This window comes from Psychrobacter sp. DAB_AL43B, from assembly GCF_900168255.1.
GTDB lineage: Bacteria > Pseudomonadota > Gammaproteobacteria > Pseudomonadales > Moraxellaceae > Psychrobacter.
Genome location: NZ_LT799838.1, coordinates 2073023 through 2097953, shown reverse-complemented (window position 1 = coordinate 2097953; position 24931 = coordinate 2073023). Strand labels below are relative to the sequence as shown.

Below are 24931 nucleotides of genomic sequence, written 5' to 3'. Positions count from 1 at the left end.
ACGTAACGTTACAGCTTACTTTACTTCTTCGCCTGCTAAGAAGAACCAAGTATCTAATACTGAGTCAGGGTTCAATGACACTGAGCTGATACCTTGCTCCATGAGCCAGTAAGCAAGATCTGGATGATCTGATGGACCTTGACCACAGATACCGACGTATTTGTCTGCTTTACGGCAAGCATCGATTGCCATAGACAACAGCTTTTTAACCGCAGGATCACGCTCATCAAATAGATGTGAGACGATACCTGAGTCACGATCAAGACCAAGTGTTAGCTGAGTCAAATCGTTTGAACCGATTGAGAAACCATCAAAGTGCTCTAGGAACTCTTCTGCAAGTAAGCAGTTGGTTGGTAGTTCACACATCATGATAATGCGTAGACCGTTTTCACCACGTTTTAGACCATTTTTCTCAAGTAATTCGATGACTTGTTTCGCTTCGCCAACCGTACGGACGAATGGAATCATAATCTCGACGTTGGTTAAGCCCATCTCATCACGTACGCGCTTTAGTGCTTTACACTCAAGCTCAAAGCAGTCACGGAAGTTATCAGACACGTAGCGGCTAGCACCACGGAAACCAAGCATTGGGTTTTCTTCTGACGGCTCGTATAATTTACCACCAAGCAAGTTAGCGTATTCGTTTGATTTAAAATCTGACATACGAACGATAACTGGCTGATCCATAAAGGCAACCGCTAGCGTTGAAATACCTTCAACCAATTTATCAACATAGAAGTCAATAGGAGAAGCATAACCAGCAATACGCTCATTAATCGCTTGTGAGATTTCACGTGGCAAGCTGTTCATATTTAGTAATGCTTTTGGATGCACACCAATCATACGGTTGATGATAAACTCAAGACGCGCAAGACCGATACCTTCGTTTGGCATTTGGGTAAATGAGAAAGCGCGATCTGGGTTACCAACGTTCATCATTACTTTGAAGGCAAGCTCTGGCATAGATTCAACAGAGTTGGTCTTTACTTCAAAATCAAGCTGACCTTCGTAGATAAAGCCTGTGTCACCCTCAGCACAAGAAGCGGTAACGTCTTGACCGTCAACCAATAGTTCTGTGGCATTACCACAACCAACAATCGCTGGTACGCCGAGCTCACGAGCAATAATTGCCGCGTGACAAGTACGACCACCACGGTTAGTGATGATAGCTGACGCACGCTTCATGACTGGTTCCCAATCCGGATCTGTCATGTCTGATACTAGCACATCACCTTCTTGTACTTTGTCCATCTCGTTTAAGTTGTTAACGATACGAACTTTACCAGCACCAATACGTTGGCCGATTGAGCGACCTTCGCACAATACTTTGGCACCAGTGGTATTAATGACATAACGTTCCATGACGTTGCTGTCTTGACGGCTCTTAACGGTTTCAGGACGGGCTTGAACGATAAAGATTTCATTAGTATCGCCATCTTTAGCCCACTCGATATCCATCGCTTGACCGTAATGCTTTTCAATAGTCATCGCTTGCTTGGCAAGTGAATTCAATTCTTCAGTCGATAAAGAGAACTGCATGCGATCTTCTTTTTCAACATCGACGATTTTCACAGATTTGGTGGTACTACCTTCATCACCGTAAATCATTTTCTTATGCTTGCTACCTAGGTTACGACGAATAATCGCAGGTTTACCATTAGCAAGTAAGCGTTTTGATACATAGAATTCATCAGGGTTTACAGCGCCTTGAACAACCATCTCGCCCAAGCCGTAGCTTGAAGTGATGAATACTACTTGATCAAAACCACTTTCGGTATCTAGGGTAAACATGACGCCAGCAGCACCAGTTTCTGAGCGAACCATGCGCTGTACAGCCGCAGATAGGGCTACGCCTTCATGCTCAAAACCTTTATGTACACGGTAAGAGATAGCACGGTCGTTATAAAGGGATGCAAATACTTCTTTAATCGCAATAAGAACGTTATCAATACCGCGAATGTTTAGATAAGTTTCTTGCTGACCAGCAAATGATGCATCTGGTAAATCTTCAGCAGTAGCAGAAGAGCGCACAGCAACGGCAATATCTTTACCATCGCTCATTTCTTCGAATGATTTGCGCACTGCTTGCTCTAAATCTTTTGGTAACTCTTGTTCAACAATCCAGTTACGAATTTTTTTGCCGGTAACAGCAAGCTTATTAACATCATTAACGTCAAGCTCTTTAAGTTCGCTATTAATTTTGTCAAGTAAGCCCGTTTCTGTCAAAAAGCGATTGAACGCATCTGAAGTTGTAGCAAAGCCACCTGGAACACTAACGCCCAAATCAGACAAGTGGCTGATCATCTCGCCAAGTGAAGCATTCTTACCACCAACTGTCTCAATATCGTCTTTTCCTAGCTGATCTAGATTGATTACAAGTGCTGTAGATTGCGCTGCCATGATAACTCCAGAAAATAAGGTTATTTAGTAAGGATTATAAAGGTCGATTATACCGCTATATTTGGACAATTTCGAGTGGTTAAAGCAAAAAAATGATGAAAAATATACAAATTGTGGGGTTTGCTACATATTTAATGCTAGAAGTCATAAAATATAGCTAGCAAGATACGATAGAAATACTAATATGGATTGTTTCCTATCTTCTAATTTTATAAGCTTTTTAATAAAGTTAACTGATTCTTTTGCAAGGAAGCAAAAAGGTTTTGAAATAGGGTTAAAATTTATACCTATATAAAATTTATACCTATATATAGTGCATACGATATTGTCATAAGACAATCGATGAAATGCCATAAACTATTTCTTAATCAGGTTGGTTTTGGTGTCAGCTTCTAAGTGTACGCCTGTAACATTGATTACTATTAGCCTTCTATTATAGGTATAATATAAAGCATCAATATGTGGCGCATATGACTGGAATATTAAAAATTAAATGATGAAATACTAACTGAATAGGGTTAGATATTACATCAAAAATGATCAAGCGCTCACTATTAAGCGCTGATTAAAGAATGCTATTGAGGTTTCAACCAAGGTGTCAACGTTATGTACTCAAACAATCTGTCTGAATTCCCGAACGCTATTATCCAGAATAAACAAGCATTAGAGGTCGATAACACAGAAAATATAAGAACGGCGTTTTTTATCTCTGATGGCACTGCGATTACCGCAGAAACCCTTGGACGCGCTATTTTGAGTCAATTTGCCTCAGTACCTTTTGAGACGCGAGTGTTGCCTTATGTGGATAATTTAGAGCGTGCTGAAGATGCGGTTGAGCAAATCAACATGGCTTATCAACGAGATGGCTTACTGCCATTGGTGTTCGATACCATTGTAAACCCTGAGATTCGTGAAAAAATTAACTCAGCACATAGCTGTAATCTAGATATGTATGAAGGTCTAATCGGACGCGTAGCGGAAGAGACCGGTGTAGAGCCGGATGGACATTCAGGTCATGCGCACGATAATGTCGATTCTGAAACCTATAAAGAACGTATCGATGCGGTGCATTTTGCGCTAGATAACGATGATGGGGCGCGTACCCGTCATTATCATGCGGCAGATATTATTCTTATCGGGGTGTCACGTTCTGGTAAAACCCCAACGTCATTATATTTGGCGCTACAATTCGGAATTCGTGCGGCCAATTATCCTTTGACTGAAGAAGACTTAAACGACAATCAGCTCCCAAAAGCCTTACGCGAGCATAAGCATAAGCTATTTGGTTTGATCATCGATACCGATCGCTTGGTGAAAATCCGTCAAGAACGCCGCGCAGGTAGCCGTTATTCCAGTTATCAACAATGTCAGCAAGAACAGCGTGCCATACAAGGTATTTATACTTCTCAGGGCATTCCAAGCCTTGATGTCTCAGAGATGTCGGTTGAAGAGATTGCCACTCGAATCTTACAGATGACCGGTCTAAAACGCCGCATCGGCTAATTAAAAACATTCACTGCATTATCTAAAAAATAACGACAGCTCTAGCGTCATAGTAGCTGAGATTGCAAAAAATCTTATCACCACGTATGGTAGGCAAACTTTAGCGCCATGACATTGATTTCATGTATATATTGATGCATTCATAGCCTAAAAAAACAGAGTCATAAATTAATAAAGAGGATACGATGGGAAGCAAACCTATAAGCGACGCGACCAATGATACCGGTAAAGATACTCACACTGAGGTGTCTAATAAAGAGAGTGGCCGCGCGCCAAACCCTGAGCATACTGAGGGTAAAAACAAAAAAGAGAGAATCGAACAAACCCATGAGCAGGTCACTGACGATATCATGCATCATCCTGATTTGGTCAATCCGCTCGATGATACGCGTATTGATATTAAATCGGGCTTCAGCAAAGACTCAAAACGCCTAAAAAATGACAAACATGAGTTTGAATACGATGCTGTCGTACTAGGGGCAGGTCCTGCTGGTGAAGCAGCCGCGATGAAGTTATCCAAATCTGGTAAAAAAGTAGTGGTTATTGATCCGCGTGAGCAAGTCGGTGGTAACTCAACCCACGTCGGTACGATTCCGAGTAAGGCGCTGCGCCAATCAGTATTTAACTTAATTAACTTTCGCCGTGACCCAATGTTCACCAAAGCGATGGATTATGAACAAGTTCCACTAAATATCGTTTTAGCCAAAGCGCGTCAAGTGATTCGCAATCAGGTCACCACTCACGCGCGCTTTTATGAGCGTAATCGTATCGAGGTCATTCAAGGTTGGGCAAACTTTATTGACGCGCATACATTACGAATTGAAATTGACGAAAATACTTTCGAAACCATCACTTTTAATAAAGCTATTATTACCGTTGGTAGCCGCCCTTATCGTCCTGAAATTTTAGACTTCGATCATCCGCGCGTTTTTGACTCTGATAAAATATTACAAATGGATTATGTGGTCAGAAAGATTATCATTTATGGTGCAGGGGTCATTGGTTGTGAGTATGCCTCTATTTTTACTGGTCTGGGTTATAAAGTTGATTTAATTAATAACCAAAATAAATTGTTAAGTTATCTGGATAGCGAGATTAGCGATGCGCTTGCCCATGACTTTAGACAGTTTGGCGTCGTTATTCGTAACAACGAAGAAATTGATCATCTTGAGACCCATGATGACTGTGTAATATTGCATCTTAAAAGTGGTAAAAAAATTAAGTCTGATGCTATTCTATGGTCAAATGGTCGCTCAGGTAATACAGAAAGTTTAAATTTAGAAGCGGTGGGGCTTGAAGCCAATAGCCGTGGTCAGTTAAAAGTAGATGATACCTACTGTACTGGAGTCGACAATATTTATGCGGCTGGTGATGTCATCGGTTGGCCATCTTTAGCTTCAGCTGCCTATGATCAAGGCCGTTGTGCTGCAGCATTTATGGTCGGTGATAGTGATGCTGAGCCAGTATCTAGCGTACCGACAGGTATTTATACTATTCCTGAAATCTCGTCTATCGGTAAGACGGAGCAAGAGCTGACTGATGCTAAAGTTCCTTATGAAGTCGGTCAAGCTTTCTTTAAGCATCTGGCACGCGCACAAATTATCGGCGAGCGTTCTGGGGTCTTGAAAATCTTATTCCATCGTGAGACATTAGAGATTTTAGGTATTCATTGCTATGGCAACCATGCTTCAGAGATTATTCATATTGGCCAAGCAGTCATGAAGTGTAATGCGACCCTTGAGTACTTTGTGAATACCACCTTTAACTATCCAACGATGGCAGAAGCGTACCGAGTAGCAGCATTAAATGGCCTTAACCGTGTGTTCTAAAAGTCAAAAAGCTTAAAGTTGATTAATAAAAAAGCGTCTGCAATTTAGCAGGCGCTTTTTTATTGGTTATATATATTTGAACTTTCAGATTTTATCTTAATAGTGCATGAAATGAAGTCTTCAAAACTATTTTTATACACCCATTCCTACTTGAAAGCCTTTATACGCATCATAAGCTAAAAAAGAAAGGACGATAACTAACATCATACAAAATCCGATTAAAAATTCTTTTTTCATTTTCATTTTCATCTTATTTCTTAGACTCCTCAAAATACTTTAAAGTCATATTAATGTAGTTTTTAGGTTTCTACGTTAATAAGCGCTTTTACGCTCTGACGTAAACCAACGGATAAATAGTAGAAGCAAAAAGTAAAACAACCACAGACCTGCCAACGCATAAAAACCTGTCGCCACTTGCGCGACACTAGCACCCATTTGATTAAGCTGAACAGAGGTGTTGATACCGGGTGTGGTTGGTAATAACCAGCGAATGATTTGTAAGAATTCTGGCAGTTGGTTTGCTGGCCACGGGTAACCGCTGACGAAAAACATCGGCAGCGAGCTGAAAATTAAGATTTGCATACTGCGCTCACGCTGGCGAAACCAAAGGCCCACTACGCAACCAAGCGTTGCCACAGTTGGGCAAAACAACAGTAGGAATAATAGACTGCCAAGCATATTTTGCCCGCGCGGATAATGGTGGAGCTCGAATGCCCAGCCATAATAAAAGCAGCCAATAACGAAGCTGAACATGCTCATCGCCGCAATACGACCAAGCCAGCCGCGAATACTGGTTTTATGGCGACGTCGCTCATACCAAGTTCCAACCAGCATCGCCGTTGACATCAAAAGCGTTTGTTGCAAAATAAGAATGGATACTGCAGGCACGACGTAAGCGCCATAACCTTCTGTTTGATTGTACAAAGGGATAATCTTTAATGGCACTGCTTGGGTGTTGGCAGCAGCTGTGGATAAATAAGCCCCTTGTGCTACGCCTTTTTTAACTTCAATTCCTGCTGATACGGTGCTGACCGCTTGTAAAAACCCCATTTGTACGTTTTTATTTAACAGAAAATAGCCGCCGTTACCCAGAACGCTGACACTAGCCGCTTTTCCTGATAACACTTGCTGTTCAAGTCCGCTTGGGATAACCATATAACCCGCGATTTCATCTGTCCACATGGCATCGATGGCTTCTTGCTCATTTAAAAAGCGTTTTGTATCTAGCAGCGGGCTGGCACTTGCATAGCGGACGATGGTTTGTGATAAATTACTACTGTCCTTATCAATAATACCAACAGGTACATGGTTAACGATTTCCGTTGAATACGGCCAAGGATAAAAGAAGCCATAAATAATAGGCGCAATCATCAATAATAACAGCACGCCTTTATCAGAGAAGACGTCTTTGATGGTCTGTAAAAAGCTGCCAAAGAAGCTTGTTGATGATGAATTCTCTGTTGAATTTGACGTTGTGGTAGATAAATTATTTTTTGGTGATAATGACATTAGCGTGCTCCCCAACGTTCAGGATGCGCCAGTGCGCGTTTACTCAACAAAGCGGTTAAAAACATAGCGATAAGCGTCGCTAGAGTGAGCCCATAGACAATTGGCAATGACACAGCAACCGGCGCTTGCATCTGTAATTGGGCAATGTGTAGCTTAAGATAGTGGGTGAGTGGTAGGGCATCTGACCAATGTTGGGCGCTGTCACTGATGGCGATATAAGGGAAGGTAACGCCCGCAAATGCATAGGAAGGCGCTGAAATAAAACCAGTGGCTGACAAGCCCATACGTAATGAGTATGAACCCAGGGTGAATATTGCCCCCAGCCAAAATGATAGCATCATCAATAGCACCAGACCGAGATAAGTGGCAATGATAGAGCTGATGGCGATGGATTGCTGCGGCGCTGCAAGCCATATTGCCAGTATTGACCATATGCTATAAGCCAATATTGGCCAAAAATACTTGCCCAATAAGCCAAATATTAATACTAAAACACTCACATTTTTTGGTGCTGGTAATTGACTGCTTGCCACGTTATCTGATGTATTAGCTTCAATATTATTAGACGGTAATGTCAAGTCAGAGCGACTGCCATCAATAAAGCGATACCAACGTCCTATGCGCTTATCACGCAGCTCACGGCCGATGGTTGTTGCACCGACAACCATTGCTAAAATATGCAACAGTGCAGGAATGACCGTTGAAGCCAAAAATTGTTGATAATCGGTAACAGCATTAAACAAGCTGATACGTTGAATACTAATAGGTGAGTAAGCAATCGCCGCTTGTGGTGGTGACACGCCTTGTTTCACTAAACGCTGTATCTCAACGCCTGCCGATAATGTACCAATTACGGACTGTATACTGGTTTGAATGATGCCAGAGTGGGTACCGTATTGAGCATTTACTTGCAAGATGATGGGAGCGGGTTTGCTTGATGAGATATTGCGGGAGAAATCCTCAGGGATAATAACCACGGCATAAATATCACGTTGCAAGATGGCTGCTTCTGCAGCAGTAGGCGAATGATAAAGCTGCTTTACCGTCAAATTGGGATTGGCTTCCAAATAACGTACGGCAGTATTGGCTACAGGCCCTCGATCATTGTCAATCACGCCAATGGGTAAATCTGTGATTTGTATTTGAGAGAAAATCCACCAAATCAATAACACAGTAGCCAATGGTATCCACACCACCATACTAAAATCCCAAGGATTTTTGGCTAAAAAACGGCGCTCGTAGGCAGCACTGCGTAAAAAAGCATTACCTAGCCTACTTAGCTTGGTTAGGCGCATGGCTTACTCTTGAGTCTGATTAACAAGGGCGGGATTGATGCGCACAACAACGCTCATGCCCGAGCGAATCCGCCTATCTGGCGCTGTCGGTCGCGCTTTGACTTCAAAGGTACGGACATCAAAACCATCGTCGTTATTGGTCGGGCGCCAAGTTGCGAAGTCAGATAACGTAGAGGTGGCATAAACAGTAAACTGTTTGGTATAAGGTTTCTCAGGCGATGATAAAGCGGGAATAGTACCAGTAAAGCGCTGACCAATCGCAAACTGGTTCAAATACGTTTCAGTGACATTTAATACCACCCATTGCTCATTGGTATTGACCAAGGTAAGTAAAGGAACCCCTTGGCCAATCACTTCGCCTGCATTGACAATGACAGTATCCACAACGCCAGCAATAGGGCTTTTTAAGTTAGCTTCTTCTTTTGCCACCAAAGCTTCTTCTAATTGGGCATCGACTTGCGCGACTTGTGCTGTTGCCGCTGATTTATCCTCACTGCGAGCGCCTTCCATTGCTAACTCATACTGCAAACGTGCGGCTTCAGTTTGATCTTGGGTGGCCAAATATTGCGCATAAGCCTCATCGCGTTTTTGCCGTGCCATCAGTCCTTCTTCATAAAGGCGATTGACACGCTGATAAGTGTTTTCGGCCAAATCAGATGCCGCTTTGTTGGCTTGCCACGCCGCTTTTGCTTGAGCGATCTCTTGCGGGCGGGCACCATTTTCTGCTTTATCTAATTGACTCTGTGCCATTTGCTTACCGGCACGCGCTTGATTGATCTTCGCATTAATCTCAGGAGAGTCCATCTCAATCAGCTGCTGACCGACCGTAACAGCATCACCTTCTGTGACCATAATTTTTGCAATACGTCCGGGCACTTTTGCCGCGATGGACGTTTGCTGCATTTGCATCTGCCCTTGCAAGGTAATAATCTCAGGCTCATTGTGCTGATTGCTTTTGTACAAACCATAAGCAATTGCGCCTAATATAATCAGCACAAGTAGCGCCAAAATTGCTTTTTTTATCATCGCAGACTTATCGGTTTTTGCTGAATCGCGCTTATAACTCGGGACTGTTTGCTCTTGTCCAATATCAGTCGTATCAACCACAGGCTCAATGGGCACCTGCTCATTATCAGTATTGCTTGATTCGGTTGATGGGTCTGAGTCATTTAGTTTGCGTGAGTCGTCTGATTCGTTTGTAGATTCAGTCATGACAGTGAGATTCCTAAGGCAATAAAGTCGGTAATAAGCAGAATAAATCGTTTGTTGTTTAATATTTTAAAGGTGTTGTCTGATAGAGCGTCATACTGGTTTGAGACGCTCTATTAGAGATGCTATTTCTCATACAATGTTGGTAGCCGAATATCGGCGGCATTAAGATAAGCGTTAAAGGCGAGGGGCGTACCGCAGCTTTGCATAAGCGCTGCGAGTGACTGTACATAGGTATTCGCCGCTTGCGCTTGTTCGGTACGCGCTTTAAGAGACTGTGTTTGTGCTTGGATTACCTCAATCGGGGTATTTAGTCCTTCTTGCAGCCCTAACTGCCGCAAACGCAGCACTTCTGCTGCCAGCTCAACGTTACTTTGTAATGCCTGATAACGTGATTGGGCATTATTAACATCGTGCCAGTTTTTTTCGACCAGTAATAATAGATTGTCACTGACTTCAATCTCAGACAAATCGGCTTGGCGTATTTTGGCATTACTTGATGCCAATGATGCGGTTTTATCGAGCCCGCCCCATAGCTTCCAGCTTGCAGATATACCCGCTACCCAGCTGGGATCTTTTTCCACTTGCCCGTAACCGTATAGCATGACGGTAGGCTTATAACCGGTATCTGACAGCGCATGTAGCTGCTGGGCCTGCGCACGCTTAGACGCGACTTTTTGTAAACCTGGATGATTGGTGAGTGCCAAATCTTGAAAGTAGGTTACATCTGGTAGAGGACGGCTAGAAACAAATAGCGGCGTCGAGGGTTTGATGCGATATTCAGTACGCAATAAGCGTTGTAAAGCCATCATTGCTAGCCGTGCATCATTATTGGCATTGACGGATTCGCTTTTGGCGTCGGCAAGCGCAGATTGTGCTTCTAAGCGATCAACGCGTGAGATGAAACCTTCTTCAAAAAGCCGCTGCGCCATATGATCAGTCTGTTGCAAGGTATCATAAGCATCATCGCGTAAGTAGGCGGCAATGATGGCCAGTTGCGCCTTAAAATAACGCTCAATCAAGGTATTATAAAGCTCGTTTGTATCCAAGATGCTGTCTGCGACGGCTTCTTGGGTACGGGCGTTAGATACGCCTGTTAACGCCGTAGTACGTCCAGCGGTATAAATAGGCCATACCACGCCAATTCCTGCGCCTGTGGTTGAGCCCGAACGCTTTAACTCGTAGTTGTCTGGGATACGCTCACCAACCAATTCACCAAAATTTGGCAAATCTGGAATAGGGGGGATGATATTATCCACATTACTATTAATATCGTTGACAATACCGTTTTTGAGTGTCGATAAATCAATATCTGCGTCCAAATTGTAAGCATTGGCAGAAACTCTAGCAAATACCAGCGGATGATCTATGGTTTTGAGAGCGTCAGTTTGATATTCACTGGCGGCAATCGCCGCTTGGTTAGCAGCGATTTTTGGTGACACTTGCAATAAGATATTTTGTGCTTGCTCAAGGCTTAAGAGGCTAGAGACTGCTAAAGGATAGCTATTATCAACACTCTTATGAGTGATAGGATCGATAAGAGTGGTCAGACTCTTGCGATGCTCAGTTTTATCAATTTCAGTATTTGTAGTGACTGTTTCAACACGCCCTAACTTATCTACGTTTTGAGTATTGATTGGAGTGTCAGCATCAATAATTTGTGTCACAGCGACGGTTGTCACTTCATTCTGTAAGCCGATTTTTTGTGCCCCAATCGTATTCTCATTAGCGCTGGCGGCGGTAGACGCAGCTATACCTATGAGCGTAATCGTCATCACAGTAGTAGATAGAGTCGATAAAGCAAATTTCATAAGTCACATAAGCCGTTAATTAGAGTACAAAGTCATTAGAATCACGCCCAATACATCGACGCTATCAACCACGCTCAGTATGCAAAATACCCATCGTTGGCATCAAGCCGGTAATATCGATTATTGTTTATTATATTTCACCACTGATAAGGCAAAGGTAATACTATAATTTATTCACAGATACTAAGACTTTGTTATTGATAACAAAGCGTACACTGTAGTGGCACAATGGTGACGGGTCAATGCTCAGTATTTTCTTATTTTGCGTTGTATCAACATGGATTTTATGGTAGAGATTTTATTTATATCAAATCATACCACTATTTATAATATGTTCTTCTTTGATTTTGCACGCTTTATAAGTAGTCGATATAAAATCAATGATATTGTCTATACTGCATTTATGCTTTTATAAATTTATAATGACTATTAGAAATAAATAAAATAAGACGGGATGTGAGTGATGGCAGGATATATTTTGGCTTTAGATCAAGGAACAACATCGAGTCGAGCGATATTGTACGATGATCATGCACGTCCGATTAAAATGGCACAACAGCCAACGACTTTAAAAACCCCAAAAGCAGGTTTTGTCGAACAAGATGCGCAACAAATTTGGCAAACCCAAATTAGTTGTGCGCATGATGTGATCAATCAGGCGGGACTACTTGCCACTGATGTCAGCAGTATTGCGATTACCAATCAGCGTGAGTCTATTGTTATTTGGGATAAGCAAACGGGTAAGCCTTTAGCGCCTGCTATCATTTGGCAAGACAGACGCACCGCACATTATTGTAAAACGCTTGCCGCTGAAAGCGCGACTGCTATGACTCATGGCGGTGAGACTGGTCAGGATGACATGGCAAGCGAAGTACAGCGTATCACAGGCTTACGTTTAGATCCCTATTTTAGTGCCAGTAAAATCGCTTGGTTGCTAGAAAATAATCCTAAATTGAGAGTGCGCGCCAATAAGGGTGAAATAGCCGTCGGCACCATAGACAGTTGGCTGATATATAAGCTAACAGGCGGTGAGCATGTTATTGACGTGACCAATGCGTCTCGCACCTTGTTATATGACATTCATAAGCTGGCGTGGTCCGAGGAGTTATGTGCCCTTTTTGCGATACCGATGAATATATTACCTAAAGTTTTACCATCTGACGGTGATTTTGGTAAAACCAAAAAAGGTCTGTTTGCCAAACAAATCCCCATTCATGCGGTATTGGGTGATCAGCAAGCGGCACTTTTTGGGCAAGGCTGCCTCGATGCTGGTATGGCAAAGAATACTTATGGTACCGGTTGCTTTATGCTGATGAATATCGGTCAAAAGCCTAAGCTTAGCGAGCATAAACTATTAACGACTATCGCTTGGCAACGAAAGTCTGTGCCGACTCGTCCAGAAAATCTATCGTTTGAGAAAATTGTGCAATCAGGCAGACGTATGTTGCAGCCACCCAAAAGAGAGGTCACTTACGCTTTAGAAGGTAGTGTTTTTATGGCAGGTGCAATCGTTCAGTGGTTGCGTGATAATTTGGGGATGATTAAACAAAGCAGTGAGGTCGAGGACTTAGCACGGCAAGTTGATAGCAGTGAGGATGTTGTATTACTGCCGGCATTTACAGGACTTGGTGCACCTTATTGGCGCTCGGATATCAGCGCTAGTATCACCGGTATGAGTCGCGGTACGACTAAAGCTCATATTGCCCGTGCTGCACTAGAGGCTGTTGCCTATCAGACTTATGATGTGCTTATTGCGATGCAAAAAGACAGCCCTCATCCACTCACTGAGCTAAGAGTTGATGGCGGTGCTGCCAATAACGATTTGCTAATGCAGTTTCAGGCAGACTTACTTGATGTGCCTGTATTGCGCCCTAAAGATACAGAAATCACTGCCAAAGGGGCAGCGTTACTAGCGGGCTTAAAAACGGGTTTATACGATGAAGCAACGATGACAGCCTCATGGCAAGTCGATCGAATTTTCGAACCTACCATGTCCATGGATGTCCGTGAGCAGCATCTTAATAAATGGCAACAAGCAGTCGATAGAGCATTGAGAGTCATGTAAGTGATTGGAATGCGTTTAACCAATGTAATAACTCAGTTAAAAATTACTTAAAACGCTAGACTGACCTACAAGACGCTTAGAAAGATACAGGCTGTAACGCAAGACCATCGTAATTTGGACATAGTTTACATAATCTGTCTATCTGTCCTTACCTATGAATCCATATACTTTAGATGAATTAAGTAAAAGTTAGATAACTTAGCAAGTTAAATAAAAAAGACCGCTAATCTTTTAGCACTAAATAAATCTAATAGATAATAAATCATTTAAGGATAATATTATGAATAACGATGGCCGTATTACAGATCCTAATAACCGTGTAGTTGACGAAGACTATCTTGAAGTAGGTGACAGAGAGCGAATCATTGACGATAACGAACGTAGATTAACCGGTAGTGATCATACGATAGATAACAGAGTCATTAGACATGAAGATGACAATATTATAGAAGATCATGACGGTATCGACCGCAGTGCAGTAAAACATATGTCGAAAGAAGCAAAAAAAGATTTGAATGCTGACATCATTACAGGTGAGCCAGGTTCACATCCAATAGGTACTGGTATTGGTGGTTTAGGCGGTGCCGCAGCGGGTGCAGCTATTGGTACAATGGCAGGTCCACTAGGTACCTTGATTGGTGGTGCTATCGGCGCTATCGTTGGTGGCGGTGCAGGTCATGCAGCAGCAGAAGCGATTGACCCAACCCGTGAAGAAGCTTATTGGCGTGCAGAGTATGCTAATGCTGATTATTATAAAGAAGGTCATGATTTTGACCGTGATTTACACCCAGCCTATGCGGTAGGCTATGCCAATCGCGCCCGTTATCCTGCTGATGCACGCTTTGAAGATCATGAGTCTGATCTAGAACGCTCATGGCATGAAGTAAAAGGTGAGTCACGTATGGAATGGAATGATGCGCGTAGAGCGTCACGTGATGCATGGAACCGTTTATCATAATCCATCTATTCAATTAATAGAGTACTCAATAGCAGAGATAGATAGCCTGATATTAATTAAGTACAATTAATAGCGTATTTAATTTAAGTAAGTAAACAATGCTAAAGCTTACTATCTCATTACTAGATTTAGTTCGATTGTATACTCCCTTTATTCAAGGGCAAAATAATCCAGTTTTATGCTATTTTAAAGCTTCCAAAGATTTCTTTGGAGGCTTTTTTGCTGTATATTACTATGTATGAATATACCTAGTGAAAATATAGCTGATTATCAAAAATAGCTAGCGAAAATAAAGCTTGAAAATAATAATAGGTAATTTATGAGCAATAATACTGAAAGTAATCATAAGCAGTTTTACATAGCCACTGCTAACTTGCTCAATTTTGCCAACCCTAACCGACTTTATTATCCAAATGCGCCCGCTTATAGTGATCGTGAATACGAACATAAGCTGCGTGGTATTACAGACTTATTAGCAAAAGCACATGCTGATATCATTGCAGTACAGGAAGTGTGGGACAGCAATGCACTTGAAGCATTGGCAGTGTCATTGGGTTTTAAGCCTGAACACGTGGTGATTCCGCTGGCAAGTAATAATAGAGCAAGTCCTTATACACAAGGTAAAGGGGCACAAAATACCCCTGCAGTTGGTATTATTAGCCGATTTGAGCAATTAGAAAGTAGTTTGCTTGAAGAAGTCGCTCCAAAGGCGGTGATTGATATCCCTGATATTGGTCCTTATGAGCGCTTTAATCGTCCGCCGCTCATATTACGTGTCAATGCATTTGGGCAACCGATAACGATCATTACCGCGCATCTAAAAAGTAAACGTGCTTTTTTCTTGCGCGATGAAGCAGGCAATCTTTTAGAAGATATGGACGATCCAAATATCCGAGTCCGTGCCAAGCTTCGTAGTTTATGTATGCGTGCCGCAGAAGCAGCCTCTATTCGTATGTCTGTCATAGAGCGCTTACGACATACTCGTGAGCCATTGATTTTGTTGGGTGATATGAATGACGTCACTGATAGTGTTACTACCCAATTAATGACAGAGACAGGCGAAGTCAATTACGACAAAAGTATGCGCGACGTTGCATTGTTTGATGCTGCTCGAATCCAAGCGCGTTATGGCTGGATGAAAGATGTGGCATATACCCATATTTATCAAGGTATGCCAGAAGTAATAGATCAGTTATTTGTTTCGGAAGAATTTCTACCTGATAGTAAGTTTTCGCTTGGTCAGGTTGAACGAGTTGACTATTTTAATGACCATTTGAAGTGGGATTATGCAGATAGAGTCATCGATCATGGTATTATAAGAGCGAAAATAAAGCTGCACAATTAACTTTTTTTATAATTAGTTGATTAATTGTTTTTTAACCTATTCATGCCCCTTGCTTGAGAGTGTACAAGCGTTTATCATGCCTCTTCGTTGAGTGTAGTGGCGGTACTATTAGCCCAAATTACTGGTTGATAGAGGTGGCCCTTCGATTTAGGGCACATGCTATCCGATGAAGACTATATTTATAAAGATAGGGCGTAACATTAAGAGATTTCTCATGAGTGAAAATAAAGACGACAAAATTGAAGATGTACTGGTAGATTCGGAGCTGGCAAAAAAGCTGGTGCCTAATAAATTTAAATTTACCAGTCAGCAAGGCCGTGCACGCCGTCAAAAATTATTGATGGGTGCTAAAAAACTGAGTGAAACTAAAGCTATTAATGATATCACTTTAGCCGCTGTATGTGAAGAAGCAGGTATTCCAAGAGCCTCTGCTTACCATTTCTTCCCTAACATTGAAGCCATATTCTTAGCATTGCGCTTTTTGAATGCAATCGATATCTTAGAAGGGTTAACTACAGTCGAAACGGATAACTATGATAGATGGCAAGGCTATTTAACCGGACTAATTGATCGTTGTGTGAAGATTTTTGATGAAGATCAGACCAAAGCTAAATTGATTTATGGTACCAACACGCCTGATTTTGTAGGTGATAGTTTTGGCGAGCATATGGACCATCAAGTCGTTCAGCTGATCTATAAGCGCTTATCTGAGCGTTATGAAGTACCAAAGTTCGAAGATATTCAAGATGTGTTATTGATTACCTTCAGTATTATTAACGCCATCTTTACCGTATCTTATCGCCGTCATGAGCGCATTACAGATAAGTATTTACAAGAAGCGAATACAGCATCTATCGCTTATTTACGCTGCTATTTACCAGAAAAACTACCACGTAAAAACCGTTAATCTGTGTATTAAATTTTGCAGATAGATATTGCATAAAAAATCCGACATTTAAATGTTGGATTTTTTTATGGCTAAATTTTATTCATTAGGCTTATAAAAAATTTGCAGCGGTTGATGTATCTACATCTGGTCGAGGGATGGTAACACTTGACCATTACAACGATCACCACTTGAATCTAGAGTTGCGTATTGCTCGTAATAACGTACGACAAGATCTTGTAAGGCAATATTTGTTTTAGAATCATGAGCATTGACGAAAGCTTCACGTGCCTGTTCAAGCCAGCGGTCTGCCATGCGGAAATGGCTGCCTGCCTGCCGTGAGCTATGCTCGCATTGGTCTGTCGCTGCCCAGATTAATGCCACTTCACTAAATGCTATTTCACGAGGAGCACTTACGATACCACCGCTGTCTTTGAGGGCGCTTAAATTCGCCCATAAATCAGGTCGCATTAGCGCCGATGTTTTTGGTATGTCTTCAATGAGAGTAAGGTCTTGTTCCGTACCATTTTTTAACGCTTGCAGGATGGTTTCTGCAGATTGTGCTGCTTCTAGTCCGGCAGGTGAGCGGCTATTCATGCTGTCTTTATGGATGGCATAGTTGAGCCAAGCTTGAGCTTTGTAGGCAAAATACTGTTGATGTGCTGTCATGTTTGTTTGTTGATAATGTTGTAGCTCTGCCAGCATACAGCTCATAGCACGCTGCTGCGTAGTTTGGTTTTTATAGGAAGGTGTTAGAGTCTGACTCTGACAATAATCAGCTGTATTCATGGTGCCGATTTGAGTTGCAGAAGGTGCGGTTGATACGCACGAGGCAGTCGATAATAACAACACAGCTGACAATGCAGCATAAATAGGGTTTTTATAAGTGGCTACTTTAATAGCAGAATGGAGCATAATGTAAACACCTTATAGTGAATAGTAAGCTGATAGAGGTCAGTGCTGGTAATTTGAGACTTAGTTAACAATTGTATTTAGAGCGACAGCGGCTGATTTCTGCGCTGGTAACAGTTTTATATTCCAGCGCAAAGTACGGTATTCAGAGAATGGAATTTTAACCATTTTTCCCTCCATTTTACGCATCAATGGTATATCTCCGTAATTCTTACCATCGATACTCGCTTGAGCGCTTGCTGGATTTGCTTCACCAGTAAAAGTCATATTAGCAGGAATAGGTAATACGACCGCTAAATCTTGAATATCTTTATTAATTATATTGCTATAAATAGCTTTATACTGGATAACCGCTCCAACTGGAGCCGTGCGAACTGGTATATAAATGATTATTCCTTCATCATTTTTAATGACTTGATTTGCGGTTAAGTCCATCTTTAATGTGTTACTGGCATGAGCGTTACTTAGCATTAGCATCGACGCTAAGTTAGCTAATAAAATACTGCGAAAAAAATTAAAACTTTTCATACCATATCCTCTATTAGCTTAATTTTGATCAAACTGCTATTACTTCGATTGGTTTTTATGCATGTAAAGATTTAATAAAATCCAATTTTAGCTTTAAAATATTTTATTACAAATAATCACATAATATCACTAGAAGTAAAACAATAGTGGTTCTTAATGTGTAAAAAATAAAACCTTCATCTGGAAAATACAGCTATACCAATTTATAATAATCCTAAGCTCTCTACTAATGAAGGGAAAAATATTCATCAAGTATTTTTAGTACTTGAATCACTGCTGTGGTTAGACGTTATTTTCCTGAAAAACAGATGCATGGCGGTTTTATTATGACCAAATACAAATCTATGCTACACAATATTCTCTATTAGCAATATCCAAACAATTTTCTTAAACACCCCAAAAAAATAATCACTATTTATTTTAGAAATACTTGTCATATCATCATTTCTCTACAGCCATAAACAATTGACTCATAAGCGCCTATAATAGACTGCCATAATCATTTAATGACTGAATAGACACAGTTAAGTGTATATTCTATTTTATAATTATGCTTATTCAACAGGTATGCTAATGTACAGTGCCACTATTTTGTATAACTTAGCTGTATATAAATCGCATAAGACAATGGAATGCTTAGATGCAGCAAGGAAGTCATCAAGTAAAGCGTTTGCTCATTACACACTATTTAATTAATAAGACCCTGCCATCATGCAGGGCTGACTGATAACAAGGATTGAAAAAGATGAATTATTACAAGGATGCTGATAGCAGCGAAACGCAGGAATGGCTCCAAGCTTTTGAGTCTGTGATTAAGCATGCTGATAAAGATCGTGCGCAGTTCTTATTAAAAGCCTTATATAACATGGGGGTGCAAGAAGGCCTACCATTTAACCGTCTCGATACGGCTTATATCAATACCATCGCCGTTGAAGATGAACCGATGTATCCAGGTGACTTGACGATCGAGCGCAAAATTCGTGCCTTGATTCGCTACAATGCCTTGGCAATGGTCATGCGCGCTAATAAAAACGATGACGATTTGGGTGGTCACTTAGCGACATTCGCCTCAAGTGCGACCCTTTATGAAACAGGTTTTAACCATTTCTTCCGTGCTGCCAGCGATCATTTCGGTGGCGATATGATTTACTACCAAGGTCACTCAGCACCTGGTATCTATGCGCGTTCTTATTTAGAAGGTCGCTTGACTGAAGAGCAGCTAGAAAACTTCCGCCGTGAAGTCGGTGGTAAAGGTCTATCAAGCTATCCACATCCGTACTTAATGCCTGATTATTGGCAGTTTCCAACCGTTTCGATGGGCTTAGGTCCTATCATGTCAATCTACCATGCCCACGTCCATCGCTATATGGAAAACCGTGGATTGTTAGAGAAAGAAGGTCGCAAGATTTGGACATTCTTAGGGGATGGCGAGACTGACGAACCAGAAAGCTTGGGTGCAATTTCTCTTGCTGGTCGTGAGAAGTTGGATAACCTCATATGGGTTGTTAACTGTAACTTGCAACGCCTTGATGGTCCGGTTCGTGGTAACGGTAAGATCATTCAAGAGTTAGAATCCGTATTCCGCGGTGCAGGCTGGCGGGTGATTAAAGTCGTTTGGGGCGGGAATTGGGATTCATTACTCGATAAGGATCATACGGGTGTTCTCAAACACCGTATGGAAGAAGCGGTCGACGGTGAGTATCAGCTGTATGAAGCGAGAACGCCTGAATTTACCCGTAAAGAATTCTTTGGTAAATATCCAGAGTTGGAAGAGATGGCAGATGCCTTGACGGATGAAGAAATCTCACGTTTGAACCGTGGTGGTCATGATCCAATGAAGGTCTATGCGGCATTTAGTGAAGCAATGAAGACCAAAGATCAACCAACCGTTATTTTGGTCAAAACGGTTAAAGGTTATGGTCTATCTACCCAAACCCAAGCGGTGAATAAATCGCATCAGGTTAAAAAGCTTGATCAAGAAGGCTTGATGTATTTCCGCGATCGCTTTGATTTGCCATTTACCGATGAGCAATTAGAGACGCTACCGTTTTATCGTCCAGCCGAAGATTCAGCAGAGATGAAGTATCTTAAAGGTCGTCGTGAAGCGTTAGGTGGTCATCTGCCAAATCGCCGCAGTGGGCATATTCCTTTAAATATTCCTGAGTTGTCGATTTTTGATCGCGTCTTAAAAGGCAGCAACGGAAAAGAGCAGTCGACCACTATGGTGTTTGTGCGTCTACTAGCTGCTATGCTCAAAAATAAAGACATTCAAGATCGTGTGGTACCTATCGTACCTGACGAAGCACGCACCTTTGGTTTAGAAGGTATGTTCCGTCAATTGGGTATTTACTCGGCTGTTGGGCAAAAATATACGCCAGAAGATAGCGAAGCTTTGATGGGTTATAAAGAAGCTATTGATGGTCATATGTTGGAAGAAGGCATCAACGAAGCTGGCGCAATGAGTACGTGGATCGCCTTAGCAACCAGCTACTCTGTGAACGCATTACCGATGATTCCGATGTATATTTACTACTCAATGTTCGGTTTCCAACGTGTTGGTGATTTGGCTTGGGCAGCAGGCGATTGTCAAGCGCAAGGCTTCTTACTAGGCGCAACGGCTGGTCGTACCACGCTAAATGGCGAAGGCTTACAGCATCAAGATGGTCATTCGCAAATTCTATTTAACGTGGTGCCTAACTGTGTGACTTATGATCCATGCTTTGGGTATGAGCTGGCAGTCGTGATGCATGATGGTCTGCGTCGTATGTATGGTGAAGGCGAACGTGTTTATTATTACTTGACGCTAATGAATGAAAACTACGACCAGCCAGCGATGCCAGAAGGCGCAGAAGAAGGCATTAAGCGCGGTATGTATTTACTTGAAGATAATGGCTCAACTCAAGTACAACTATTAGGTTCTGGTGTTATCTTACGTGAAGTGCAAAAGGCGGCGCGCATATTACAAGATGAGTTTAACATCACCTCCAACGTTTGGAGCGTGACCAGCTTTAACGAGCTGACTCGTGATGGTATGGCTTGTGATGATTACAATCGTCTGCATCCTATGGAAGAAGAAAAAGTTTCGTGGATCACTGAGCAACTTGCTCCGCACGAAGGTGTGGTCGTTGCAGCAACAGACTACATGCGCAATTATTCAGAACAAATCCGTGCTTGGTTACCTGATAACCGTCCTTATACCACGCTTGGTACCGATGGTTATGGTCGCTCTGATACCCGTGAGAATCTACGTAGCTTCTTCCATGTCGATGCGGCGCATATCGTTGTGGCAACGCTCAAACGTTTGGCTGACGAAGGCGAAGTTGAAATGCGCTTGGTAAAAGACGCAATTTCAAGCTTCGGTATCGAAGCGGATCAACCACCTGCATGGCAGCAACAGCCGCACTATGATCACTTCCCAGATGCTCCAGCACCAACACCTGACCATATCAATCCAAACCCAGTACCTGAGTTTGTCGCTGAAGATGATGAAGAGATAAGCAGTGAAGGTCGCGCTGAAGATCAAGCCGATGCAGCCTTGCTCAATGATGATGACGTCAAAGAAAAATAACCATAAGACAAGGAGATAAAACATGGAAATTAAAGCCCCCGATTTGGGTGTCGATAGTGCCGAAGTCAGTGAGATTATGGTTGAAGTTGGTGATGTCATTACAAAAGACGATAATATTATCCTGATTGAATCTGATAAAGCCTCGGTCGAAGTACCAAGCTCTGCTGCTGGTAAAGTAACTAAAATTAATGTTGCAGTTGGCGATCAAGTCAGTGAAGGTATGGTGTTGATTGAGATTGAAAGCGATGCTGACAGTCAAGATGATAGCCAAGGTAAAGAGACACCTATCGCTGACAATCAAGATAAGTCTAGTGATACTAAGCAAGAAGAGACGGAGAAAGAAGAGCAGAGTGATAAAGTAGCAGCTGAGTCAAATACCGCTCAAACTGCTCCACAAGCAGCAACAGCGACTACCCATGCGCTACCAGATTTAGGTGTTGATGAAGCGCAAGTATCTGAAATTATGGTCAGTGTCGGCGATATAGTCAGCGCCGATCAGTCAATTTTACTGATTGAGTCAGATAAAGCTTCGGTTGAAGTACCAGCGCCACAAGCAGGCAAAGTTGAAAAAATACTGGTGCAAGTGGGCGATATGGTTGCCAATGGCCAAGACTTTATCATTATTGTTAGTAATGACGCTGCAGCTGGTAATGATGCAGCTGGTACGCCTGACGTTAAAGAAGCTTCAACCAGTAAGCAAGAAGCTGCTACGTCTGAACCGCAAACTCAGACTACAGGTGAACCAAAACAAGCAGCGGTTAAATCTGCGGCTGCGACGAATAATGTCGCTGCGACTGCCGCTAGCAGTAAGCTAACAGAAACTCAGGTTAATGAGAAGTCAGCTGAAGTATATGCTGGTCCTGCTGTGCGTAAGCTTGCACGTCAGTTGGGTTTGGATATCAGTGAGGTGGCAGGTTCAGCACTGAATGCGCGTATCTTAAAAGAAGATTTGTTTGCTCATGTCAAACAAAGCCTAACGACAAAACAAGCTACTGGAGCCGGTGCATCTAGAGCCAGCCTACCAAGCTTGCCTGATATGAGTAATGTTGAGATTTGGGGTGAAACAGAAACCCAAGACTTGACCCGCTTGCAAAAGGTGTCTATACCGCAGCTGAATTATAATACTTACTTACCGCAAGTGACGCAGTTTGATTTGTCTGATATTACAGAGACAGAAAATCTGCGTAGTGAGCTTAAAGGTGGTATGAAAGCTGAAGGTGTTGGTCTGACGATTTTAGCCTTTATCGTCAAAGCAACGGCTTATGCGTTGACCCAACATCCGCGCTTTAACAGTCATTTAAGCGATGATAATACTCAAGTTATCCTACGCAAAAGCGTAAATATGGGTATAGCGGTAGCGACAGATGATGGCTTAATCGTGCCAGTGATTAAAAATGCTCACGAAAAAGGCATTAAGCAAATCGCCATTGAAATCGGCGAGTTGGCAGTTAAAGCTCGTGATAAAAAGCTGAGCACCAAAGACTTGCAAGGTGCAAGCTTTACCATCTCAAGTCAAGGCATCTTAGGTGGCACTGCGTTTACGCCACTGGTGAACTGGCCACAAGTGGGTATTTTGGGCGCATCAGAAGCAACTATGCAACCAAAATGGAGTGCTACTAAGCAAACTTTTGAGCCACGCTTGATGTTGCCATTGTCGTTATCATATGATCACCGTGTGATTAACGGTGCTGATGCGGCGGTATTTACTCGTTATGTTGCTAGCTTATTAGCTGATCCACGTCGTATCTTGCTATAAATTTTAGTATTACTTAAAAATAATATGAATAATGAAAAGACTGTCTACGGATGGTCTTTTTATTATCTGTTATTTCATCGAAACATAGGTAAATGATAGACACAAAAAAGCCAGCTACTAAGCTGACTTCTTTTATTTATTACTTTTGTTCTTCAATACATAGCAATGGGCTAAATTAGAACTGTTTTACAAAAGCAACGCCATAAACCCAAGGGCTAATGTCGATTTTACCGATATCTTGTGAAATACCACCAATATTTAGCGTAGCATCTGTCTTAATGTCCATATAGCGCGCATCAATACGGAACGACTCAGTTGCAGCAAATGGGATATCAAGACCGATATGACCAGCAACACCAACGCTGTCATCAAGCTTTAATTCAGTACCTGCAACATTCGCTTTTTCTTTAAAGAACGTAGTATAGTTTACACCAACACCAACAAACGGTTTTACGTTCATAGGCAGGTTATAATCATCGAAGTGATATTGTAGTGAAAGAGTTGGTGGTAAATGCTGAGTTCTACCTGTGATTTCATTATTTAAAGAATCAGTTAAAGTGAAGTCATGATGAAATGGAATCGCAGCTAGTAATTCAACACCAACGTTATTAGCGATGAAGTATTCGCCACTGATAGTTGGACGTACATCGCCATCAACATCTACAGCATAGCTTGTACCACTTATAGTGACATCACCATTATCACTTTTTGGGTCAACATAGTGTGCGCCAGCAGCAACTGTCCAAGTACCAGCAGGTACAGCAAAAGCAGTGGTCATAGTAAGTGCAGTAGCAGCGGCTAAAACTAGGGATTGTAGTTTCATTATTTAATTCCTCAACGTAATAGATGATTATTGGTAAATTTCTAATGAGGGATGACATTAGTTACCAATATGCAATGTTAGGGTTATGGATTAACTCGTAACATTACGGTTGCATTATAGTACAAAAACCTTACTAAGAGTAAGGTTTTAAATAGAAAACAGTGTTATTTCTATTTTAAGTTACAATCAGTGTCATTAAGATAAGTTAAGTTAGAGTTTATTAATTAAATCATTATCATCATTTTAGTGTGGCGTTTTTCGCCGCTATTTTATAAAGGAATTGGTTACCTATTATGCTCGGCTACTGTAGCAATTCGCCGCTTCGCTGTGAAAATGCCCGCTCAATTAAGCTGTTAAACCAAATAGACGCTTGCTGCCCAAAGTGTGGCTTGTTTTTGCTACCTGCTCAAAACTTAAGCAATCAATTAAGAGCGGATGAGCGATTTTTACGCTGCATTTTTATTGCGATTGCTATTATATTGGTAGCTGCGACACATATTTATTATCTAAATTTTGTATAATAATGGCGTTTGA

Annotated in this window: 16 protein-coding genes; 8 read left to right on the top strand and 8 right to left on the bottom strand. The window is 41.9% G+C overall.

Going from position 1 to position 24931, the window contains the following annotated elements:
* Window positions 1-15 precede the first annotated feature (15 nt).
* Window positions 16-2400: a phosphoenolpyruvate synthase gene (gene ppsA / locus DABAL43B_RS09020; RefSeq protein WP_079692061.1), complete on the bottom strand. Its 2385-nt coding sequence runs from the start codon at window positions 2398-2400 to the stop codon at window positions 16-18.
* A 606-nt stretch (window positions 2401-3006) separates the two neighbouring features.
* Between ppsA and DABAL43B_RS09015 the strand changes: the two genes are divergently transcribed.
* Together DABAL43B_RS09015 and sthA are read left to right on the top strand one after the other, a co-directional pair.
* Entirely contained in the window at window positions 3007-3903 is an 897-nt protein-coding gene (locus DABAL43B_RS09015; protein ID WP_079692060.1) for a pyruvate, water dikinase regulatory protein, read from the top strand.
* Between the two features lie 185 nt (window positions 3904-4088).
* Window positions 4089-5732: a Si-specific NAD(P)(+) transhydrogenase gene (gene sthA, locus DABAL43B_RS09010; RefSeq protein WP_079692059.1), complete on the top strand. Its 1644-nt coding sequence runs from the start codon at window positions 4089-4091 to the stop codon at window positions 5730-5732.
* A 312-nt stretch (window positions 5733-6044) separates the two neighbouring features.
* Here the strand turns inward: sthA and DABAL43B_RS09005 are convergent, their stop codons facing one another.
* From DABAL43B_RS09005 to DABAL43B_RS08990, 4 genes are all read right to left on the bottom strand, one after another.
* Window positions 6045-7241: an ABC transporter permease gene (locus DABAL43B_RS09005; protein ID WP_079692058.1), complete on the bottom strand. Its 1197-nt coding sequence runs from the start codon at window positions 7239-7241 to the stop codon at window positions 6045-6047.
* A complete protein-coding gene (locus DABAL43B_RS09000) occupies window positions 7241-8536 on the bottom strand; it encodes an ABC transporter permease (protein ID WP_079692057.1) in 1296 nt (431 codons plus the stop codon). The genes DABAL43B_RS09005 and DABAL43B_RS09000 overlap by 1 nt, the downstream gene beginning before the upstream one ends.
* A 3-nt stretch (window positions 8537-8539) precedes the next feature.
* The gene (locus tag DABAL43B_RS08995; protein ID WP_079692056.1) at window positions 8540-9748 is read right to left on the bottom strand and encodes an HlyD family secretion protein; all 1209 of its coding nucleotides are present in this window, start codon (window positions 9746-9748) and stop codon (window positions 8540-8542) included.
* A gap of 122 nt (window positions 9749-9870) precedes the next feature.
* Complete coding sequence (locus DABAL43B_RS08990; RefSeq protein ID WP_079692055.1) at window positions 9871-11556, bottom strand: TolC family protein; 1686 nt, start codon at window positions 11554-11556, stop codon at window positions 9871-9873.
* Between the two features lie 463 nt (window positions 11557-12019).
* On the opposite strand from DABAL43B_RS08990, the gene glpK reads away from it, so the two are divergent.
* The 4 genes from glpK to DABAL43B_RS08970 all read left to right on the top strand — a co-directional run bounded on the left by glpK (window position 12020) and on the right by DABAL43B_RS08970 (window position 16831).
* Window positions 12020-13621, top strand: a complete 1602-nt coding sequence (glpK, locus tag DABAL43B_RS08985; RefSeq protein WP_079692054.1) for a glycerol kinase GlpK — start codon at window positions 12020-12022, stop codon at window positions 13619-13621.
* Between the two features lie 487 nt (window positions 13622-14108).
* Window positions 14109-14579, top strand: a complete 471-nt coding sequence (locus DABAL43B_RS08980; protein ID WP_227516786.1) for a hypothetical protein — start codon at window positions 14109-14111, stop codon at window positions 14577-14579.
* A gap of 319 nt (window positions 14580-14898) precedes the next feature.
* Window positions 14899-15924 carry an endonuclease/exonuclease/phosphatase family protein gene (locus DABAL43B_RS08975; RefSeq protein ID WP_079692052.1) on the top strand — a complete coding sequence of 342 codons (1026 nt, stop codon included), beginning with the start codon at window positions 14899-14901 and terminating at the stop codon, window positions 15922-15924.
* A 214-nt stretch (window positions 15925-16138) separates the two neighbouring features.
* A complete protein-coding gene (locus DABAL43B_RS08970; RefSeq protein ID WP_079692051.1) occupies window positions 16139-16831 on the top strand; it encodes a TetR/AcrR family transcriptional regulator in 693 nt (230 codons plus the stop codon).
* A gap of 120 nt (window positions 16832-16951) precedes the next feature.
* Here the strand turns inward: DABAL43B_RS08970 and DABAL43B_RS08965 are convergent, their stop codons facing one another.
* Both DABAL43B_RS08965 and DABAL43B_RS08960 read right to left on the bottom strand, forming a co-directional pair.
* Complete coding sequence (locus tag DABAL43B_RS08965; protein WP_079692050.1) at window positions 16952-17725, bottom strand: hypothetical protein; 774 nt, start codon at window positions 17723-17725, stop codon at window positions 16952-16954.
* A 60-nt stretch (window positions 17726-17785) separates the two neighbouring features.
* Complete coding sequence (locus DABAL43B_RS08960; protein ID WP_079692049.1) at window positions 17786-18250, bottom strand: hypothetical protein; 465 nt, start codon at window positions 18248-18250, stop codon at window positions 17786-17788.
* Between the two features lie 745 nt (window positions 18251-18995).
* Between DABAL43B_RS08960 and aceE the strand changes: the two genes are divergently transcribed.
* Window positions 18996-21818, top strand: coding sequence for a pyruvate dehydrogenase (acetyl-transferring), homodimeric type (gene aceE / locus DABAL43B_RS08955; protein ID WP_079692048.1), 2823 nt, complete (start codon window positions 18996-18998; stop codon window positions 21816-21818).
* A gap of 22 nt (window positions 21819-21840) precedes the next feature.
* The gene (locus DABAL43B_RS08950) at window positions 21841-23574 is read left to right on the top strand and encodes a 2-oxo acid dehydrogenase subunit E2 (protein ID WP_079692047.1); all 1734 of its coding nucleotides are present in this window, start codon (window positions 21841-21843) and stop codon (window positions 23572-23574) included.
* Window positions 23575-23749: 175 nt separating this feature from the next.
* Here DABAL43B_RS08950 and DABAL43B_RS08945 read toward each other — a convergent pair whose 3' ends face one another.
* Window positions 23750-24397 carry an OmpW/AlkL family protein gene (locus DABAL43B_RS08945; RefSeq protein WP_079692046.1) on the bottom strand — a complete coding sequence of 216 codons (648 nt, stop codon included), beginning with the start codon at window positions 24395-24397 and terminating at the stop codon, window positions 23750-23752.
* Window positions 24398-24931: the final 534 nt, after the last annotated feature.

Excerpts from the sequence above, each read along its gene's own strand:
- ppsA (WP_079692061.1), bottom strand. The coding sequence starts at position 2,400 with ATGGCAGCGCAATCTACAGCACTTGTAATCAATCTAGATCAGCTAGGA.
- DABAL43B_RS09015 (WP_079692060.1), top strand. The coding sequence starts at position 3,007 with ATGTACTCAAACAATCTGTCTGAATTCCCGAACGCTATTATCCAGAAT.
- sthA (WP_079692059.1), top strand. The coding sequence starts at position 4,089 with ATGGGAAGCAAACCTATAAGCGACGCGACCAATGATACCGGTAAAGAT.
- DABAL43B_RS09005 (WP_079692058.1), bottom strand. The coding sequence starts at position 7,241 with ATGTCATTATCACCAAAAAATAATTTATCTACCACAACGTCAAATTCA.
- DABAL43B_RS09000 (WP_079692057.1), bottom strand. The coding sequence starts at position 8,536 with ATGCGCCTAACCAAGCTAAGTAGGCTAGGTAATGCTTTTTTACGCAGT.
- DABAL43B_RS08995 (WP_079692056.1), bottom strand. The coding sequence starts at position 9,748 with ATGACTGAATCTACAAACGAATCAGACGACTCACGCAAACTAAATGAC.
- DABAL43B_RS08990 (WP_079692055.1), bottom strand. The coding sequence starts at position 11,556 with ATGAAATTTGCTTTATCGACTCTATCTACTACTGTGATGACGATTACG.
- glpK (WP_079692054.1), top strand. The coding sequence starts at position 12,020 with ATGGCAGGATATATTTTGGCTTTAGATCAAGGAACAACATCGAGTCGA.
- DABAL43B_RS08980 (WP_227516786.1), top strand. The coding sequence starts at position 14,109 with ATGTCGAAAGAAGCAAAAAAAGATTTGAATGCTGACATCATTACAGGT.
- DABAL43B_RS08975 (WP_079692052.1), top strand. The coding sequence starts at position 14,899 with ATGAGCAATAATACTGAAAGTAATCATAAGCAGTTTTACATAGCCACT.
- DABAL43B_RS08970 (WP_079692051.1), top strand. The coding sequence starts at position 16,139 with ATGAGTGAAAATAAAGACGACAAAATTGAAGATGTACTGGTAGATTCG.
- DABAL43B_RS08965 (WP_079692050.1), bottom strand. The coding sequence starts at position 17,725 with ATGCTCCATTCTGCTATTAAAGTAGCCACTTATAAAAACCCTATTTAT.
- DABAL43B_RS08960 (WP_079692049.1), bottom strand. The coding sequence starts at position 18,250 with ATGAAAAGTTTTAATTTTTTTCGCAGTATTTTATTAGCTAACTTAGCG.
- aceE (WP_079692048.1), top strand. The coding sequence starts at position 18,996 with ATGAATTATTACAAGGATGCTGATAGCAGCGAAACGCAGGAATGGCTC.
- DABAL43B_RS08950 (WP_079692047.1), top strand. The coding sequence starts at position 21,841 with ATGGAAATTAAAGCCCCCGATTTGGGTGTCGATAGTGCCGAAGTCAGT.
- DABAL43B_RS08945 (WP_079692046.1), bottom strand. The coding sequence starts at position 24,397 with ATGAAACTACAATCCCTAGTTTTAGCCGCTGCTACTGCACTTACTATG.